This is a genomic window from Halorubrum marinum (assembly GCF_048381195.1).
Classification (GTDB): Archaea; Halobacteriota; Halobacteria; order Halobacteriales; family Haloferacaceae; genus Halorubrum.
Genome location: NZ_JBLWMM010000004.1, coordinates 17,229 through 34,329, shown reverse-complemented (window position 1 = coordinate 34,329; position 17,101 = coordinate 17,229). Strand labels below are relative to the sequence as shown.

Annotated in this window: 16 protein-coding genes and 1 tRNA gene; 7 read left to right on the top strand and 10 right to left on the bottom strand. The window is 65.1% G+C overall.

Going from position 1 to position 17,101, the window contains the following annotated elements; genetic code table 11:
• The first annotated feature begins 186 nt into the window (after nucleotides 1-186).
• Nucleotides 187-1,140 (top strand): glycosyltransferase, encoded by a 954-nt coding sequence (locus tag ACNSN4_RS06700; protein ID WP_418285020.1) that lies wholly within the window; start codon nucleotides 187-189, stop codon nucleotides 1,138-1,140.
• Nucleotides 1,141-1,266: 126 nt separating this feature from the next.
• Here ACNSN4_RS06700 and aglG read toward each other — a convergent pair whose 3' ends face one another.
• Nucleotides 1,267-2,241, bottom strand: coding sequence for a glucosyl-dolichyl phosphate glucuronosyltransferase (gene aglG / locus ACNSN4_RS06695; RefSeq protein WP_418285019.1), 975 nt, complete (start codon nucleotides 2,239-2,241; stop codon nucleotides 1,267-1,269).
• A gap of 111 nt (nucleotides 2,242-2,352) precedes the next feature.
• On the opposite strand from aglG, the gene ACNSN4_RS06690 reads away from it, so the two are divergent.
• The 4 genes from ACNSN4_RS06690 to ACNSN4_RS06675 all read left to right on the top strand — a co-directional run bounded on the left by ACNSN4_RS06690 (nucleotide 2,353) and on the right by ACNSN4_RS06675 (nucleotide 8,381).
• Nucleotides 2,353-3,024, top strand: a complete 672-nt coding sequence (locus tag ACNSN4_RS06690; protein ID WP_418285018.1) for a class I SAM-dependent methyltransferase — start codon at nucleotides 2,353-2,355, stop codon at nucleotides 3,022-3,024.
• Between the two features lie 117 nt (nucleotides 3,025-3,141).
• Nucleotides 3,142-6,312, top strand: a complete 3,171-nt coding sequence (locus ACNSN4_RS06685; protein ID WP_418285017.1) for an oligosaccharyl transferase, archaeosortase A system-associated — start codon at nucleotides 3,142-3,144, stop codon at nucleotides 6,310-6,312.
• Between the two features lie 15 nt (nucleotides 6,313-6,327).
• On the top strand, nucleotides 6,328-7,272 hold the full coding sequence (locus tag ACNSN4_RS06680; protein ID WP_418285016.1) for a DUF368 domain-containing protein: 945 nt from the start codon (nucleotides 6,328-6,330) through the stop codon (nucleotides 7,270-7,272).
• An 86-nt stretch (nucleotides 7,273-7,358) separates the two neighbouring features.
• Nucleotides 7,359-8,381: an NADP-dependent oxidoreductase gene (locus ACNSN4_RS06675; RefSeq protein WP_418285015.1), complete on the top strand. Its 1,023-nt coding sequence runs from the start codon at nucleotides 7,359-7,361 to the stop codon at nucleotides 8,379-8,381.
• Nucleotides 8,382-8,399: 18 nt separating this feature from the next.
• On the opposite strand, the gene ACNSN4_RS06670 is transcribed toward ACNSN4_RS06675, so the two are convergent.
• Complete coding sequence (locus ACNSN4_RS06670; protein ID WP_418285014.1) at nucleotides 8,400-8,996, bottom strand: NADPH-dependent FMN reductase; 597 nt, start codon at nucleotides 8,994-8,996, stop codon at nucleotides 8,400-8,402.
• A complete protein-coding gene (gene sfnG, locus ACNSN4_RS06665) occupies nucleotides 8,996-10,144 on the bottom strand; it encodes a dimethylsulfone monooxygenase SfnG (RefSeq protein ID WP_418285013.1) in 1,149 nt (382 codons plus the stop codon). Before sfnG ends, ACNSN4_RS06670 begins: the two co-directional genes overlap by 1 nt.
• A gap of 217 nt (nucleotides 10,145-10,361) precedes the next feature.
• Between sfnG and ACNSN4_RS06660 the strand changes: the two genes are divergently transcribed.
• On the top strand, nucleotides 10,362-11,264 hold the full coding sequence (locus ACNSN4_RS06660) for a hypothetical protein (RefSeq protein WP_418285012.1): 903 nt from the start codon (nucleotides 10,362-10,364) through the stop codon (nucleotides 11,262-11,264).
• 179 nt (nucleotides 11,265-11,443) lie between these two features.
• On the opposite strand, the gene ACNSN4_RS06655 is transcribed toward ACNSN4_RS06660, so the two are convergent.
• Both ACNSN4_RS06655 and ACNSN4_RS06650 read right to left on the bottom strand, forming a co-directional pair.
• Nucleotides 11,444-11,528 (bottom strand) — tRNA-Leu (locus ACNSN4_RS06655).
• A gap of 375 nt (nucleotides 11,529-11,903) precedes the next feature.
• The gene (locus ACNSN4_RS06650) at nucleotides 11,904-12,605 is read right to left on the bottom strand and encodes an endonuclease III domain-containing protein (RefSeq protein WP_418285011.1); all 702 of its coding nucleotides are present in this window, start codon (nucleotides 12,603-12,605) and stop codon (nucleotides 11,904-11,906) included.
• Between the two features lie 103 nt (nucleotides 12,606-12,708).
• Here ACNSN4_RS06650 and ACNSN4_RS06645 point away from each other — a divergent pair, with 103 nt between their 5' ends.
• Nucleotides 12,709-13,017, top strand: a complete 309-nt coding sequence (locus ACNSN4_RS06645) for a transcription initiation factor IIB family protein (protein WP_418285010.1) — start codon at nucleotides 12,709-12,711, stop codon at nucleotides 13,015-13,017.
• 35 nt (nucleotides 13,018-13,052) lie between these two features.
• Here the strand turns inward: ACNSN4_RS06645 and ACNSN4_RS06640 are convergent, their stop codons facing one another.
• The 5 genes from ACNSN4_RS06640 to ACNSN4_RS06620 form a co-directional block, all read right to left on the bottom strand.
• Nucleotides 13,053-13,691 (bottom strand): fibrillarin-like rRNA/tRNA 2'-O-methyltransferase, encoded by a 639-nt coding sequence (locus ACNSN4_RS06640; RefSeq protein WP_418285009.1) that lies wholly within the window; start codon nucleotides 13,689-13,691, stop codon nucleotides 13,053-13,055.
• Nucleotides 13,688-14,653 (bottom strand): NOP5/NOP56 family protein, encoded by a 966-nt coding sequence (locus ACNSN4_RS06635; RefSeq protein WP_418285008.1) that lies wholly within the window; start codon nucleotides 14,651-14,653, stop codon nucleotides 13,688-13,690. Before ACNSN4_RS06635 ends, ACNSN4_RS06640 begins: the two co-directional genes overlap by 4 nt.
• A gap of 154 nt (nucleotides 14,654-14,807) precedes the next feature.
• Entirely contained in the window at nucleotides 14,808-15,065 is a 258-nt protein-coding gene (locus ACNSN4_RS06630; protein WP_418285007.1) for a hypothetical protein, read from the bottom strand.
• A gap of 161 nt (nucleotides 15,066-15,226) precedes the next feature.
• A complete protein-coding gene (locus ACNSN4_RS06625; RefSeq protein ID WP_418285006.1) occupies nucleotides 15,227-16,009 on the bottom strand; it encodes a CBS domain-containing protein in 783 nt (260 codons plus the stop codon).
• An 85-nt stretch (nucleotides 16,010-16,094) separates the two neighbouring features.
• Nucleotides 16,095-17,051, bottom strand: a complete 957-nt coding sequence (locus tag ACNSN4_RS06620) for a CPBP family intramembrane glutamic endopeptidase (protein WP_418285005.1) — start codon at nucleotides 17,049-17,051, stop codon at nucleotides 16,095-16,097.
• Between the last annotated feature and the right edge of the window lie 50 nt (nucleotides 17,052-17,101).

Here is a 17,101-nt window from a genome sequence, read left to right as displayed (position 1 = left end):
TTTGTGAGCGGAATATTGATTCAAAGATGGCACTGAAGCGATGGGCGAACAGGATCGATTTCCTCTCCCGATAGTAGGATAACTACTCGAAAAGGGGCGGCCAGCCAGAACGCGTGTCTTGGCCTGTTTCGAGACGCACCAAAGAGTATAACCGGGGGACAGAAGTAGAGCCACTCGATACGTTCAATGTCGACTGGGGACAATCTCCATGTGCTTCATCTTACCACCTCCAAGGAGATATTCTTCACACAGCAAATCGAGACGCTAGAAGAGAAGGATGTCAACTGCACGGTACTTGTGGTGCCGGGTGCCGAGCAGATAGATGGTGATCTGGGTCGAACACGTGGGATCAAAGAGTATCTCCAGTTTGTCCCAGAGGTTCGTCGGGAGCTCCGTCGCGGGGACTACGATCTGATCCACGCAAACTATGGGCTCACGGCACCGTACGCGATAACACAGTTCCAGTTGCCGGTAGTGTTGACGCTCTGGGGATCAGACGTGATAGGGTTCGATGGATTGGTGACGAAAGCCTGTGCGTGGCGAGCCGACGCGGTCACGGTTCGCAGCGAGGAGATGCGGGAAATGTTGGGGCGTGAGGACGCCCATATCATTCCGAGCGGCATCGATTTGACACGATTCTACCCGGCCGATCGGACCGAAGCGCGTGAGCGCGTTGGATGGGATATTGAGGGAATACATGTGTTGTTCCCGTACTCACCGGACTACGAGCGGAAGAACTACCCACTGGCGAAACGGGTGGTCGAGCAAACAGAGTCGAAGCTGGGTGACACAATTACACTCCACACGATTTCGGGCGTACCGCACAAGGAAGTTGTGCACTACATCAACGCAGCGGATGCGGTCTTATTGACGTCAGATCACGAAGGATCGCCGAACACGGTGAAAGAAGCGATGGCGTGTAATGTGCCCGTCATATCAACTGACGTTGGCGACGTTCACGAGCGACTAAAGGACATCACCCTCTCCGGGGTCGGTACGACTGAACAAGACCTTGTTGGCCATCTACACCGTGTCCTTGAGAGTGGGAGCCGATCAGATGCCCGTGAAATTGTTCGTGAGGTGAGCTGGGACCGGATTGGCGATCGACTTCTCGAAATCTATACCGAAGCGTCACAGTAATCAACAAGGCCGGTCAAAAACGTGGGGTGGGTACCGATCGGAGGCATCGACCTCAATATAGGAAGCAAATGGCGGTCAGTTGGTGTCTTTGCTCGAAATATCACCCACCAATACGTTGGCAGACGATTAGCTGTCGAGAGATGTATCCGCGGTTGCATCTGACGAGTCCACTTCCTCCCGCAACACGTCCCGCTTCGTGAGCCCGTAGGCGTACCCGAGTCCCACCGCGGCCGTGAACAAAAGAATCGCGACGATCCGCTTCACTTCCGCGAGTGACGGTCCAAACACGGCCCGCTTCATGCGACTCGGAATCCGGTTGATCGCCAGATCCCTCAAATACGCACTTTCATTCCCCTGTGCCCCGGGATACAGCAGCTCCATCACGCGCTTTGAGAACCCCTGCCAGAACGACCGAAACACTAACCACCGGAACTCGCCCCGATAGTCGAACAGGGTGTGATGAACAACCGCATCCGCGACGTACACGACGCCCTGCCCGTACTCCTCGCGAATCCGTATCCCCACGGGCGCCTCGTGCGCCTGGATGTGCCGGTCGCCTTTCCGACCCGTGTTCACGTCGTAGCCGCCGACGTCGAGGAACACGTCCCGCTTGTACGACACGTTCGAGCCGTACCCGTTCCGTATCTCCTCGCCGTCTTTGGCAAAGCCCAGCTCCGTACAGCCGACGAGCCAGTAGAACTCCTCGGGGAAGAAGTCGGGCTTCTCCGTCTGCCAGTTGGGGGCGACGTATCCCGCCACCGCGACCGCACCTGTCTCCTCGTACGTCTCGACGTGCTTTTCGATCCAGTCCTGCTCCGCGACCCCGTCGTCGTCGATGAACGCGACGATCTCACCGGAGGCCAACTCTGCGCCCTTTGTCCGACTGTAAGAAATCCCGCGATTTTCGTCGTTGTCGTGGATGACAATGTCCTCTCGTGTTCCGTACTCGGAAACAACCCGATCATACACTTCTGGGTTTCCGTCAATTACAAGCACAAGCTCAATCGATTCGTGCGTCTGCGCGAGGACGCTATCGACCGCCTCCATGAAGACGTCGTACCGATCCATCGTGTAGGTGCAAACGACGACGGAGACTTTCATCCGTGTAACTAATTTTGAGTAGTTCGAATAAGCGTTTCTACCGACAAACCGATCTGCGCCTACCGTGACGGAAGGGATACATCTAAACGGACAACTCGTAATATGTACCCGATGGTCGCATTAACGGAACGGAATTTCACAGCTCGTGCGAAATATCTTTATGACATCGCACAACGCTCTGTGGGGCCGCTGTCCGGTGATCGCTGTCTGATGATCGGTGCAGGTAGTGGCCACAACACGGAAATATTTGGCGAAGGTTATGAAGAGGTTCACGCACTCGATATCGGCCCTCAAGACTACCCGAATATTGTCGATCATAGTCTTATCGCTGACGGGACACAACTCCCCTACGAAGACGATTCGTTTGAGCTCTGTGCGGCAATTAGCGTCGTTGAGCATGTTTTGCCGCCAGCAAACCGAGATAGACTTGTAAACGAGATGGTTCGCTGCACGAAGCCCGGTGGAACTGTGTTTCTTCAGGTCCCAAACGGTCAGTTCCCTCTTGAACTCCACACCGGTCTGCCGTTTATCCACTGGCTCCCCGGTGGCAAACAACTTGCAATTAGGCGAGGACACACAACGTTAAAGCAAGTTCATATCCCATCACGATCCCAGCTTGAGAAGTGGGTGCGTGATGCCGGTGCTGAAATCATCACGTCGAAAGGTATCACATATCCAAAAGAGGCAATTCCGAAGTATCATTCAGCATATGAAATTTTGAAAAATTTCGGAGCGTTCCGTCTGTTCCCCTTTGGTTACGTTATTGTTGGACGGGTGCCCTAACGCCCACGTATATCGTCTCAGACGCGAGTCTCAGACACGGAACTAAGGACTTTCGCTGCCTCTGGATGGTGAGTATATGACAAGGCTTATGCGCATTTTCCAAAATGATTCTAGATAATGAGCGAACGGAGTTCCTCCACTGGAGGGCCATCTCGATCGGTGTTGGCCAAAATTGAACAGTGGTATCATATCCCTGTTCTTGTAGTACTTGTTACATTCATGTTCTGGACACGAGTCCAGAACTATGGCGAGTTCATTCGAGGAGATGACGTATACTTTCGTGGAAACGATGCGTGGTATCATTATCGCGAAACCTCGTACGTTCTCGAACACTTTCCCTATTCTATGCCGTTTGATCCCTGGTCGGGATTCCCGTATGGCGTGTTTCAGGGGGTCTTTGGGACGCTTTTTGATCGGATCAGTGCGGTTCTGATTTTTGCCCTTTCTCCATTGTTCGGAGGCGAAGATCCCGCGATGCGGGTCATGTTAATTATCGCACCGCTATTTGGTGCTGCAGTTGCTATTCCGACATACCTTATCGCTCGACGCTTCGTCGGCAGAATGTGTGCCGTCTCCGCAGTCATTGTGCTCGCCCTGCTCCCCGGCACATTCTTCAGCTACACCCTCGTGGGCTTCTTCGATCACCACGCCGGTGAGATCCTCTTCCAAGCAGTCGCCGTCTTCGCGTTCCTCGTCGCCTTCGCGGTCGCCGAACGGGAGGCCCCAGTCTGGGAACTATTCGTTGACCGCGACTGGGTCGCGCTCAAGCGTCCTTCACTCTACGCTGCCGCGGCCGGCGTCGCACTCGGCCTCTACATGTGGACGTGGCAGCCCGGCGTACTCATGGTCGGGTTCACGGGTATTTTCCTTGCGGTCAAGATTACGAGCGACGTATTCCACGACCGAAGCCCCGAACCGATCGCTTTCGCTGGGGCGGTCTCGATGACGGTCGCGGGACTGATGCAAGTTATCCCGCTTGACGAGTTCTCGTTCGGTGTCACGGGATACTCACTCACGCAAGTTGTTCTCCCGCTGGGCGTCGCACTCGGTTCCGTCTTCCTCGCGTGGCTCGCCCGCCAGTGGGAATCGCGAGACCGTGACGTCTCAACCTATCCGCCAGCTGTCGGTGGGATGATAGCGGCCTCGGCTGGCGTCGTCTGGCTTGCTATCCCGTCGTTATGGTCGACTATCACTGATAATCTTCTCCGCACAGTCGGATTCTCAGCGGGTGCCGCTACTCGCACCATCGGTGAAGCCAGTCCACCGCTCCAAAATACGGCCTTCGCCGACTTCGTGCTCTCGCAGTACGGCCTCGCCTTCTTCCTCGCGCTGTTCGCGGTGCTCATCATCGTGGCGCGCCCGCTGTGGCGCTCTAACGACGCCAGTCACACCGCCTACGGCGGCGTCGCGCTCGCGATCATCGCCTCCGTCTACGCGCTGCCCGGCCTCTACGACGCCATAGGAAGTATCGTCGGCGTGAGCTGGCAGGTGGTGGGGCTCGTGCTCGCCGCGGGCCTCCTCGTCGGCGCGACGTTCCTCGTCGAGTACGACACCGAGGAGCTGTACTTCGTCGTGTGGGCGGCGTTCATCGCGAGCGCCGCGTTCACCCAGGTTCGCTTCAACTACTACCTCGCCGTCGTCGTCGCGGTCGGCGCGGCGTACTTCCTCCAGCTCGCGCTCGACGTCCTCTCGCTCCCCTCGCTCTCGAACGCCCGCGACGTCGAGGGCTGGCAGGTGATGGGCGCGCTCGCCGTGGTCCTCATCCTCCTCGTCCCGCTGGTCGCCATGGCGACCCCCGTCTGGGCGGCGGGCGCGGGCACCGGCCCCGGAAACGTCGTCGAGTGGGACGAGAGCCTCCAGTGGATGAACGACGAGACCCCGCACCCGGGCGAACTCGAAGGCGCGGACAACCCGATGGAGCTGTACGGCACCTACGAGCGTCCCGCTGACGACGACTTCGACTACCCCGAGGGCGCGTACGGCGTGCAGTCGTGGTGGGACTACGGCCACTGGATCACCACCCGCGCCGAGCGGATCCCGAACGCCAACCCCTTCCAGCAGAACGCGCGCGCCGCGGCGGACTACCTCCTCGCGCCGAGCGAGGACGAGGCCGCCGACGTGCTCGCGAGCCAGAGCGACGAGGGGGCGGACACCCGCTACGTGATGGTCGACCGCCAGATGGCCTCGCCGAACTCGAAGTTCGGCGCGCCCGTCACGTTCTACTCCGGCGACGAGACGCGCGAGGACTTCAACCGCGTCATCTATCAGGAAACGGAGCAGGGCGGCTTCCAGACGTTGACGCAGGTGAACACCCAGCGCTACCACGAGAGCCAGATGATCCGGCTGTACGAGCACTACGGCAGCGCGGTCGACCCCGAACCGGTCGTCGTGAGCCCAGACCGGCGGACCGCCCAGACCGCGGGCGGCGAATCGATCGAGATCGAGGTGCTCCCGGCCGATCCCTCGAACCTCGTGCAGGAGTTCGACACGATGGACGAGGCCGAGGCCTACGTCGACGAGAACCCCGGTTCGCAGATCGGCGGCGTCGGCGCGCTCCCCGAGGAGCGCGTCGAGGCCCTCGAAGGCTACCGGCTCGTCCACGCGACGGAGGCGCAGGGTCAGTCGCCATCGGCGTTCCAGGTGAGCCTGGTCCAGCAACTCGGCCTCGACGTCGAGCGGATCTTCGGCGAGGGGACGCTCGCGGCGTTCCAGGACGACTGGGTGAAGACGTTCGAGCGCGTCCCCGGCGCGACGGTCGAGGGCTCGGGCGCGGAGCCCGGCCAGGAGGTCGAAGCGACCGTCGAGATGGAGAAACCCTCCGGCGAGACGTTCGAGTACACGCAGTACGCCGAGGCCGACGCGAACGGGAACTTCGAGTTCACGCTCCCGTACTCGACGACCGGGTACGACGAGTTCGGCCCCGAAGACGGGTACACGAACACGAGCGTTCGCGCGACGGGCGAGTACGAGGTCGCCACCGAGCCGTCGACCGACGACGACCTCACCACGACCCAGCGCGTCGGCGAGCTCGCGGTCACCGAGGGACAGGTGCTCGGCGTCGACGACGCTCCGGCCACCGTCGAGCTCGACGAGGCGGTCATCGACTGCCCCGCCGGCGACCCCGACTGCCCGGCCGACGACGAGGGTACCGGAACCGAGGACGGGAGCGACACTGGCGGGAACGACGACGGCGACGACGGCGACGACACCGCCAACGAGACGGACTCGCTGGTCGCCGCTGACCCGGTAGTCGCGAGCGCAACCGCCATCGACGGCGCGGGCGCGTAACGCACCGATAGTCACATGACCGACCTCCGAGATTGGGTGGCGGTGTATCTGAAGGGGATCGCCATGGGGTGCGCCGACGCGGTCCCCGGCGTCTCGGGCGGCACCATCGCGCTCATTCTCGGGATCTACGAGCGGCTGATCGCGGCCGTCACGGCGATCGACCCGGACCGCATCGCGCGCGTGCTCGCCGGCGTTCGGCCCGAGAACCTCCCCGACGCGCGCGCCGCGTTCCACGAGACCGACGGCGCGTTTCTCGCCGTGCTGCTCGCCGGGATCGGCACCGCGGTTGTCGTCGTGTTGAGCGGCGTCAGCTATCTCCTCGCGACGCGGCCGGTCGCGACGTACGGGTTCTTCTTCGGGCTCATCGCCGCCAGCGCGGCGGTCCTCCTCGGCGACGTCGAGCTCGACACGCCCCGCCGCAAGGGGGCGGCGTTCACCGGCTTCACGGTGGCGTTTCTCGCGTCCGGATACGCTTCGACCGCCCTGTCGAGCTCCCTACCGGTTATCTTCGTCGCTGGCGCAGTCGCGGTCAGCGCGATGATCCTCCCCGGCGTCTCCGGCTCACTCCTCTTGGTCGTGCTCGGACAGTACGAGTACATGTCCGGGACCGTGAGTCGGTTCGTCGACGGGCTCGCGGCGCTGGCGCTCGGTAACGGAGTCGAGGGGCTCGTCGAGACGGTCCCACCGGTCGTCACGTTCCTCGGAGGCGGCGTCGTCGGCGTGTTCACGATCGCCCACGCCGTGAAGTACGCCCTCTCGCGGGCGCGGGCGGCGACGATCGCCTTCCTCGTGAGCCTGATCGTCGGTGCGCTCCGGGCCCCCCTCGTCGAGGTATCGATTCGGCTAGGGGAGAGTGGCGAGACGTGGGAGGCGGCCGCGCCACGGTTCGCGCTCGCGGCGGTCGCCGGCGCGGCGGTCGTGCTCGTCTTAGAGCGATACTCCGGTGCTATCGAGTATTAAGAGGGTACTGAGTGCGTCCGGTTCGCTCGCTTCGCCGTCGCCTGCCCCGCCCAAACCCTATTGAGAACGCGGCTCCAATCGCGACCGTGACAACCACCAACCGCGAGTGGATCCTCGCCGAGCGACCGCGAGGCGAACCGGATCCGGGCTGCTTCGACCTCCGCGAGACCACGGTTCCCGACCCGGGTCCTGGAGAACTCCTCGTCCGAACCCGATTCCTCTCCGTCGACCCGTACATGCGCGGCCGGATGCGCGACGCGGAGTCGTACGCCGAGCCGTGGGACGTGGGCGACGCCCTCAAAGGCGGCGTCGTCGGCGAGGTCGTCGAGAGCGTAAGCGACGTCTACGACGCGGGCGACCTCGTCACGGGCGAGGGGACGTGGAGCGACTACGCCGTCCTCGACGCCGACGACGTAGCCCCTGTCGATCCGAGCGTCGCACCGCCGGAAGCCCACCTCGGCGCGCTCGGGATGCCGGGACGGACCGCCTACTTCGGCCTGCTGGAGATCGGAGAGCCGAAACCCGGTGACACGGTCGTCGTCTCGGGCGCCGCGGGCGCGGTCGGTTCGGTCGTCGGCCAGATCGCCAAACGAAACGGCTGCCGCGTGGTCGGTTTCGCGGGCTCCGACGAGAAGACGGCGTGGCTCACCGAAGACCTCGGCTTCGACGCCGCGATCAACTACAAGACGACCGACGACTACCACGCCGCGCTCGATTCGGCCGCGCCCGACGGCGTGGACGTCTACTTCGACAACGTCGGCGGCCCCATCACCGACGCCGTGTTCACCGAACTGAACCTCGACGCGCGCGTCGCCGTCTGCGGGCAGATCGCCCACTACAACGCCGAGGAGGTCCCGACCGGCCCGCGGAAGCTCCCGGGGCTGATTCCGGTGCGCGCCCGGGTGGAGGGATTGCTCGTGACCGACTTCGCGTCTCGGTTCGGCGAAGCCAGCGAGCGACTCGGTCGGTGGGTCGCGAGCGGCGAACTCGACCACCGGGAGACGATCGTGGAGGGGTTAGCGAACGCTCCCGACGCGTTCCTCGGGCTGTTCGACGGCGACAACATCGGCAAGCAAGTGGTGCGGGTGTCGACTGCGAACGAAGAGTAGCGAATCGGCGACCCGGACTCAGATCGCCGGTCCGAGTGATCCGAGCGCCTCGGCCTCGTCGATCGCCGCCGCCAGCTCGACGGTGGCCTCGCCGAGCGTCGCGAGACGCTCGCGGACCGTCTCCTCGACGAGTTCGTTCTCTTCGAAGTGGTCGGCGGTCGCGTACGCGGCACCGCCGACCGTGTGCGCGCCGAAAAAGGCGAACGCCGGGCGGAGCTCCTGGTCGACGGCGAGGAAGTGATGGTCGGTCGCGCCGGTCGCGAGGAGCCCGACCGCCGCGTTCTCGAAGGGCGCGACGTCGCCCTGCCACTGCCCGCGCGGCACCATGTCGAGCAAGTTCTTGAGCGCGCCCGAGTACGACCCGCGGTAGACGGGCGTCCCGACGACGTAGGCGTCGGCCTCGACGATCAGATCGAGCGCGTCGGCGGTGTCACCCTCGTAGTTGTCGACGCCGCGCCCGTCCGCGGTCGCGAGGTCGTAGTCGGCGAGGTGGAGTAGTTCGGTCTCCGCGTCGTGCGCGGCGGCGGCCGCGTCGAGCGCGAGTTCGACGGCGGTCCGCGTTCGGGAGTCGACGGAGACGCTGCCGACGATCCCGAGAAGCGTTCGGTCGGCCATTACCGGGCCACCTTCGCGCCGCCGATCGTTTCGATCTCGTCGACGGCGTCGACAGCTTCGGGGTCGAGCGGGTCGGCCGCCTCGACCGCCGGGATGATCGTCTCGCCGAAGCGTTCCAGTTCCTCGCCGAAGTCGAGAAAGCCCGTGAGAACGACGTCAATCCCGATCGCGTCGAGCTTCCGGACGCGTTCGACGATCTGCTCGTCGGTCCCGATAAGCCCCGTTTTGAAGCCGTCGTTGTACTGGACGAGGTCCTCGAACTCGGAGTCGGCCCACATCCCGTCGCCCTCCGCGGACGACTGACCGGCCTGTTTCACCTGCTCTTTGAACGCGTCGACGGCCTCGTCGGTGGCGCTTTCGATGATTCCTTCCAAGACCGCCTTGGCCTCGGACTCGGTGTCGCGCTGGATGACGAACGCGTTCGCGGCGAACCGCGGCGGCTCCGTGTCGAACGCCTCGGCGTACGCCTCGACGTCGTCGATGACGGCGCGGATCTCCTGGAGGCTCCCGCCGTTGATAAAGAGGACGTCCGAGTGTTTCGCGGCCATCTCCCGGGCCGCCTGCGAGTTGCCGCCCTGGAACACCCGCGGGTACGGGTCCTGAACGGGTTTGGGTTCGAGCGGGGCGCCCTCGAAACCGTCGATGTCCTTGCCGATCGTGTAAAACCGGCCGTCGTACGTCGCTCGATCCTCGGTCCACAGCGTTTTCAGTACCTGAATGAACTCCGACGAGCGGGCGTACCGCTCGTCGTGTTCGAGCCACGGCTGGCCGAATCCCGTGAACTCGCCTTTGAACCAGCCGGAGACGACGTTGATGGAGAACCGCCCGTCGCTGATGCGGTCGGCGGTCGCGATGAAGTTCGCGAGCGGGCCGGGCTCCCACAGCCCCGGGTGGACCGCGCCGATGACGTGCAGGTCGTCGGTCTGCGCCGCGAGCGCGTTCGCGATCGCCAGCGCCTCCAGCTGTTTGTCCGCGCCGTAGCTACCGAAGAAGCGGGCCTGCGCCAGCGCGTACTCGAAGCCGACCGACTCCGCCGTGCGGGCGAGATCGAGGTTGTAGTCGTACGTCCAGTCCGTCTCCGTCTCCCAGTCCGAAACGACCAGCCCGCCGCTGACGTTCGGGACCCAGTACGCGAACTCGGTATCCATACCCGTGCGTCGTCCCGTACCCGTTTAATCCGGTTCACAACGGCCATCCCTGACGGTGTTCCGCGATAGCGGCCGGGTTTGTGCACGTGCCCGGACTCCGGTAACAATTGACCGGAGCTCGGTTCGATCGCAGCCGCTCTTCGCTCATCCGGCGGAGGGCGTCCGTCTCGGCGGTGTCGACGATACACCTATAGCCTCGCACAAAATGTCATTCGGTATGAACGCATTACGATGGGCCGCGGTCGCCCTGGTCGGGGTCGTCATCGTCGGCGTCGCCGCGTACGCGGTCTTCGCCGGGGTGCTGATCGGATCCGACGTGGCGTCGTACTCGTCCGACGGCGTCACCGTGTCGGACCTCGAGTACGAGGACACCCTCGATCGGGCAGCGGCTGCCGGATACGCGGTCGAGCGCGTCGGGTCGAGCGGATTCCATCCGGAGGGCATCGACGAGCTCGACGCCGAACTCGGACCGGAGTACGAGGCGTTCAGAGTCGTCTTCGACCACTCGGAGACGAAGCGGCTGTGGGCGACCTTTTACGCAGCCGAGGGGGTCACCGTCGTGACGTTCTTTGCAGACGACAATCGCGGCGAGTTCACCGTCGACGACCTCCCGCCGGACGAGTGGATCGTCGACCGGCTCACGCTGCTGTTCGAGATGGACGAGGCCACCGCGGAGAGCTACGTCGAGGAAGTAAAAGAGGACGTCCGCACCGGCGATCCCAGCGAGCCGGGTGCGAGCACGCCGAGCATCAGGGTCGAGGAACCGGTCGATTTCCGGAGCGTTTACGACGAGCTACCCACCCGCGCGACGACGGTCAACGAGAGCTCTTCGCCCGGGTCCGGCTGGCACGTTCGCGAGTACTACGCGGCGGACGAGAAACTCGGTAGCATCGAGTTCGTCCTCTCGCGGGCGACCGTCACGCACGAAGCGGACGGGTACACCTACCGCGTGCACCTCGATTACCACGGCGGCGTCGAGGTCGACGCGCAGACGCGCGCGTACCGGTCGTTCGAGGAGGAGGACGTTCGCGCGGTCTTCCGGCAGATGTTCGAGGAGATGGGGATTCCGCCGGAGACGGTCGATCACTTACAACTCGAGTATCGTGGGAGCGTGTGGTAAGGAGGGTTCTCTCGCTCGGTCTGTGCCGCTCGTGGGCTCCAATCGGCCTGCTCTTCGCTCACTTCGTTCGAGGCAGCATGCGCGGGACTAGATTTGACCGGAACCAGACGTGCTCGCTTCGCTGCGCGCGTCTGGTAGGACTCGAACCGCCCTTGCTCTGTCGTCGCTACGCTCCTCAGTGCGCGGGACAGGATTCGAACCTGCGGAGGTCTACACCATAGCGTCCTAAGCGCTACGCCTTTGGCCTGGCTCGGCAACCCGCGCGCGACTGAGGGTAGACGCAACCGAGTCAAGAACCTAACGGACCGGCGACGGCGACATATCACGAATGCGGCGACGTATGCCAGTCAGCGGCCGCTTATAAACGGCCGTGAGCGGCCCACGCGGGGCCGCCGGCGCTACGCGCCGGCCGTCAGAGAGGCCTTCGGTCCCTCGCTGGAATCAGTCGCCCGGAGCAACACGTAGGGCGACTGCCGGGCTGGGGAGGCGTGAGGGGGAGTTGCGGCACGGGACGAGGCTCAAAGGGACAGCCGCGACGACTCGCAGTCGGGCTTCGGATGTGTTCACCGACGGTCCACTGTCGACGGGTTATGCTGGATCGGCGGAGGCGCCGGCGGCGTCCATCACGGCCTCTCCGAGTTATAAACAATACTCGCAGTCGCAGTACGCCTCACACACCGGGTTCGCGCAGTCGGCCCCCCGGGCCGAACAGCGCTCTCTCCCGTGCCGAATCAACAGCACGTGTAGCGGATAGATCAGTTCGTCGGGGACGATCCCGTCGAGGCGGTCGTGGGCGGCCTGATTCGACGCGGACTCCGGCACCAGCCCGAACCGTTTCGAGACGCGCTCAACGTGGGTGTCGACGGCCATCGTCGGCTTCCCGAAGTGAAAGTTCAACACGACGCTCGCGGTCTTCGGCCCGACGCCCTTGATGTCCGTGAGCCACGCCTTCGCCGCGTCCGTATCCACCGCGTCGAGAAACGCCAGCGAGTACGCCCCGCCGGTCTCCTCGCGGATCGCGGCGAGCGCGCGCTGAATGCGCGCCGCCTTCTGGTTCGCGAGCCCCGCGACGCGAATCGTTTCCTCCAGTTCGTCGTGGTCCGCCGCTTCGATGGCCGCGAAGTCGTCGTAGCGGTCGAACAGCGCCGCCGCCGCCCGACTCGTGTTCGCGTCGGCGACGTTCTGTGAGAGGATCGTCGTCACCAGCTGCCGGACGCCCTCGCCGGGTTCGGCGGTCGGATCCGCGCCGTGTTCGGCCGCTCGGTCCACCGGCTCGTACAGGTCCACGAGAGCGTCGTGAAGCTCGCGAACGCGGGTCTCGGTCCACGCCTGCGTCGACATACCAGCGGTAGGGGCGCGGACGACTTGAGAGCGGCGACCACGGCGAAGCGAGCGGGCCGACGTCCGCGCCGACTTTTTATACCGGTGGGCGCTACGAACGAGTATGTATCGGGCGAGCGATCGCGTCGACAACGCCGCGTGGATCGACCGGCTCGACGACGCCTGCGCGGCGCTCGATCTCGACGACGAGACGCTCTCGACCGCGACGGATCTGTTCCTCTCGCGCGCGCCTGACACCGAAGACGGCAAGCGGGTCGCCGCGGCCGGGAGCCTCTACGCCGCCGCCCTCATCCGCGGACAGGAGCGCTCGCAGTCCGCGATCGCCGACGCGATGGACGTCTCTCGGCTCTCGGTGCAGAAGCGCTGGAAGCCCATCCTCGAAGACGCCGGCTTCACGCCGCCGACGTGGTGAGCGACGGAACGATCCCCGTCGCCCGCCGCGACCGACTACTTCGGCGTCGCCACCACGCCGAGGTGATCCTCGTGGAACCGGTCTAGTCGCTGCGTCTCCAGGACCTCGTACTCCGCTCGAAGCCCGTCGAGCGACCGCTCGAACACTGCCGTCGGATCCGCCGTCACGTCCTCGCTGCGCGCCTTGATCGCGAGCACCAAGCGTCCGTCGTCGGCCAGGAACTGCCGATTCCTGACCGCTACCTCCGCCTGCCCGCGAGTCGCCACGTCCTGCACGATGGCGTCGACGTCCGATTCGACGACGTGCGCGTACGTCTCGGGCTTTCGGGCGTCTTTTAAAAGGGGAAAGAGCCGGTCGCGGGGCTCCGCAGCAGTGACTAGGTCACGCGCCGGGCGCGGGGCGAACTCCACCGCGTACGTCGGGCCCGCGAAGTCGGCGACGTGGCTCACCGTCGTTCCGCTCGCGGCCCCGAGGTACAACACCGTCTCGCCGCCCGTGAGGCCGGTGTCGAGTCCGAGTTCGAACATCCCGCCGAGTTTCGAGCGCTCGGGGTCCCACGCGCGCCAGCCGTCCGCGGTCGGCTCGCCGTACACCGGTGATCCCCGGGTTGCCAGCCGCGTTTCGCCGTCGAACTCGCGGCGCTCGACGCCCGCGGGGAGCGCGGGCCCGCTCATCGGTCACCCTCCGGATCTGCTGCAGTGTCGTCCGTCTCGGTATCCGTATCCGTCTCTGCCTCTGCCCGCGCCCGGATCGTTGCCATCCGCTCGCGAAGCTCCTCGTGGAGCGTCTCGCGTCGTTCGCCGGAGTAGTGGTCGACGCGGGCCGCGAGCGTCAGCTTGCCCGCGAGCGCTCGCGAAGCCGAGCCGCGGTCGTCGGGCCGGGTGTTGCGGACGTACTCGTGCGTGTAGATGATCCCGTGTTTCGGCGAGGGCGCGCGTCCGGAGAGGTGCGCGAACAGCGCGTCCTCCGCGCCGAGCACCTGCACCGTTCCCGAGGGCTTCTTCGCGAGCGACTCCAATCCGCCCGCCAACGCGATCAGCCGCGCCGCGAGCTCGGGTCCCGCCATCTCCGCGAGGTTCGGTGCGACGGCGGGCGCGAGCCGGTCGATCGTCTCCGCGAGCGCGTCGCGCTCGGCCGCGAGGTCGACCACGCGCTCCGCGAGCGACACCGCCCGTCGCTCGAGTTCGCCGTCCGGATCCCGGGCGGCGACCGCGCGAGCACCGTCGATTCCCGGCGCCGCGTCGTCGAACAGGCTCCCCGCCCACTCGGCAGCGCGCTCGGCCAGTTCGTTCGCGGTGCGCTCGCAGTCGTCCATCGCCCGCACGGCGTGGACCAGCTGCTGGTCGTCGGCGCGCTCGCGTTCTCGAACCGTCTCGCGCGTCGCGTCCACGGTCGCCGCGTGGAGCCGGTCGTAGTAGTCGTCGCCCGTGTCTGCGAACCCGGCGTCGACCGCGAGCCGCGGCCAGTCTCGCGGTGCGTCGGCCGAACCGGCCGCGATCCGGCGGCGGAGCGACGCCTCGTCGCCGTCGGCCTCCGTGGCGTCCACAGCGAACCACCCGGCGGTCGAGCCCGCGTTCTCGTCCGACGCCCCGTGGGCGTCCGAGGCCGAGTCCCCGTCCGCGTCGGTGTCAGTCATTACGCGTCGCTACTCGGGCCGGTCGTATATGCGTTCCCGAACGAGTCGCTTCGTCCAGTTCGGGACGCGCCGGAGTCCGTTCGGTCCGCGTCGCGCTCCGCTCGAGTCACGTCAGAAGAGACGAGGGCCGGGTGTCGCTCCGGCGCCCTCGGGGTTATTCCGCGGCTGCGGCGGCCGCCGACTCGCCGTCCTCCGCGTCGAGAGCCTCGTCGTCATCGCCGGACCGAAGCGCAGAGAGGAACCCCTCCGGATCGCTCCGGACGTCGGCGAGCGTCGCGCCCGCGAGCCCGCCGAGCGCGCCGCCGGTACTCGCCGCGTTCCGGCTGATCAGTCCGCCGACCGCGGCACCGACCGCAGCGCCGACGGCCGCGTACTTTGCTCTGGAGAGTGCCGATTTGAGTCGAGTTCCCATATTGATATGTTCTCTGGCAACTCACAAAAATCTGTCGTCGGAGGGGGGACGGAAGTCGGTAGGACCGAAGCAGACGAAGCGGAACCTCACTGCACCCACACTCGCTGCACCCACACTCGCTGCACCCACACTCACTGCACCCACACTCACTGCACCCACACTCACTGCAGCCGCTTCGTCGTCTCGACGAGCGGGTGGCGCGCGTAATCGACGATCTCGATATCGGTGATGTCGTAGAGTCCCTCCTTCTCCGCGGTCTTGGCCATTCCGAGGTCGAGCGTGTGGTTCGGAACGATCACGTACGCGTCCATCGTCTCGATGCCCGCCTCGTGAGCGGCCATCACCCGATGGTGCCCGTCGGCGAGGTGGAGCTTCCCGCCGTTGTCGATGACGACGAGCGGCTCCGCGAGCCCGCGCTCTAGCTCGTACTTACGCCCCTCCAACTCGTCGGCGTACACCCGCGCCTGCGTCGGTATGAGGTCGGTGAGCCGGACTTCGCGGCGTTCTTCGGTGAGCGTGACGCCGTGTATCTGTTCGAGAGTCCGCATCAGCTTTCCCACCTTGCTCGGCGTCGCGCGCTCTATCTGCGAGCGGACGACATCGGTGTTTGAGATGATCCCCACGAGGTTATCGGCGTCATCGACGACCGGAAGCCGCTGGATTCCTGATCGGAGGATGACTCTGGCGGCATCGGTCACTTTCATGTCGGGATGCGCGACGATGAGGTCGGTCGACATGACCGTGAACACGGGGGCGTCGTCGTCCACGAGCAACAGATCGGCCGCGGAGACGAATCCCTCGACACGCCGACCTTCCGTCACGGGGAACCCGTTGTGCCCGTCGCTGTCGGCCATCCGCCGCGCGACCGCGGCGACGGTCTCGTCGGGTCCGACGGTCTCGACGTCGCGAGTCATGTACTCGCCGACGGTAGGTTTCCCGCTCATCGGCGGACATAGCGCCCGCCACAGTAAAAAGGGGTGGGAAGGGTGCGGCGTCCGGCGGCCGCATCCCGTCGTCCGTCGTCGAGTCTCACGCTCCGGCACCCAGCGGGTCGAAACCGAACCCCTCGCGCACGACGAACTCCGCGACGTTGACGACGTAGTGGGCGACGATCACGACGAGGAGACTCCCGGTAGAGACGTAAATCGCTGCGAGTGCGAATCCTAACGCCCCCGTCACGACGACACCGAGCCGTCCCTGCGCGCCGTGTCCGAGCCCGAACGCGACCGACGACGCGACAGCGAGGAGCCACGGATCGACCGCGAAACCCATCGCAACCGCTCCGATTAGCGCCCCGCGAAACAGCGCCTCCTCGAAGACGGCGACGATCGGCAGCACGACGCCGAGAAGCACCCCCCACCCGCGAGCGTCGTCCGGGGCCATCGCCTCGCGAAGGCGTTCCGAGGTCGACACGCCGACCCGCGCGCCGAGCGCCGCAGCGACCTCGTTGCCAGCGTAAAGGACGGAGCCGGCGGCTGCGCCCAGCGCGACAGCCGCGGAGACCGGAAGCGGGTCGCCAGCCCCGAGCCCGAACGCGGCCGCCGGGACTCCGGTCCACCACGCGATCGCGACGAGTACCGAGAGCGCGAACAGCTGTGAGAGCGCGGCGTTCGCGAGGAGCGCCTCCGTGGTGAGGACGGGCCGCTCGGGGGAAGGGAATCCGGGTTCTGCGGCCCCTTCGGCGAAGGGTGCCTCGGACTCCTCAGTTCCCTCGGTGGCTGTCGGAGCGTGCTCGACAGCAACGACGGTGTCGTCGGTGTCGTCGGTGCCGTTGGTGCCGTCGATACCGCCACCACCGCGATTATCTCGGTCGCTCTCGCGGTCCGCGACGGCTCCAGTCTCATCGCCAGCGATCGGATCGCTCGTGTCGTGTCCGCGGTCGACGATCCGAGCCTGCTCCAGCAGTTGCTGTGAGCGTCGAGTAAGAAACAGTAACAGCAGCGTCAGGGCGACGGTCGCGGCCGCGAACGTCACCCAATCCGGCATTACTGGAGAATCGAAGTGAGCGGTCGAATCGGTTGAAACCGTTGAACGGC

Excerpts from the sequence above, each read along its gene's own strand:
- ACNSN4_RS06700 (WP_418285020.1), top strand. The coding sequence starts at position 187 with ATGTCGACTGGGGACAATCTCCATGTGCTTCATCTTACCACCTCCAAG.
- aglG (WP_418285019.1), bottom strand. The coding sequence starts at position 2,241 with ATGAAAGTCTCCGTCGTCGTTTGCACCTACACGATGGATCGGTACGAC.
- ACNSN4_RS06690 (WP_418285018.1), top strand. The coding sequence starts at position 2,353 with ATGGTCGCATTAACGGAACGGAATTTCACAGCTCGTGCGAAATATCTT.
- ACNSN4_RS06685 (WP_418285017.1), top strand. The coding sequence starts at position 3,142 with ATGAGCGAACGGAGTTCCTCCACTGGAGGGCCATCTCGATCGGTGTTG.
- ACNSN4_RS06680 (WP_418285016.1), top strand. The coding sequence starts at position 6,328 with ATGACCGACCTCCGAGATTGGGTGGCGGTGTATCTGAAGGGGATCGCC.
- ACNSN4_RS06670 (WP_418285014.1), bottom strand. The coding sequence starts at position 8,996 with ATGGCCGACCGAACGCTTCTCGGGATCGTCGGCAGCGTCTCCGTCGAC.
- sfnG (WP_418285013.1), bottom strand. The coding sequence starts at position 10,144 with ATGGATACCGAGTTCGCGTACTGGGTCCCGAACGTCAGCGGCGGGCTG.
- ACNSN4_RS06660 (WP_418285012.1), top strand. The coding sequence starts at position 10,362 with ATGAACGCATTACGATGGGCCGCGGTCGCCCTGGTCGGGGTCGTCATC.
- ACNSN4_RS06650 (WP_418285011.1), bottom strand. The coding sequence starts at position 12,605 with ATGTCGACGCAGGCGTGGACCGAGACCCGCGTTCGCGAGCTTCACGAC.
- ACNSN4_RS06645 (WP_418285010.1), top strand. The coding sequence starts at position 12,709 with ATGTATCGGGCGAGCGATCGCGTCGACAACGCCGCGTGGATCGACCGG.
- ACNSN4_RS06640 (WP_418285009.1), bottom strand. The coding sequence starts at position 13,691 with ATGAGCGGGCCCGCGCTCCCCGCGGGCGTCGAGCGCCGCGAGTTCGAC.
- ACNSN4_RS06635 (WP_418285008.1), bottom strand. The coding sequence starts at position 14,653 with ATGACTGACACCGACGCGGACGGGGACTCGGCCTCGGACGCCCACGGG.
- ACNSN4_RS06630 (WP_418285007.1), bottom strand. The coding sequence starts at position 15,065 with ATGGGAACTCGACTCAAATCGGCACTCTCCAGAGCAAAGTACGCGGCC.
- ACNSN4_RS06625 (WP_418285006.1), bottom strand. The coding sequence starts at position 16,009 with ATGAGCGGGAAACCTACCGTCGGCGAGTACATGACTCGCGACGTCGAG.
- ACNSN4_RS06620 (WP_418285005.1), bottom strand. The coding sequence starts at position 17,051 with ATGCCGGATTGGGTGACGTTCGCGGCCGCGACCGTCGCCCTGACGCTG.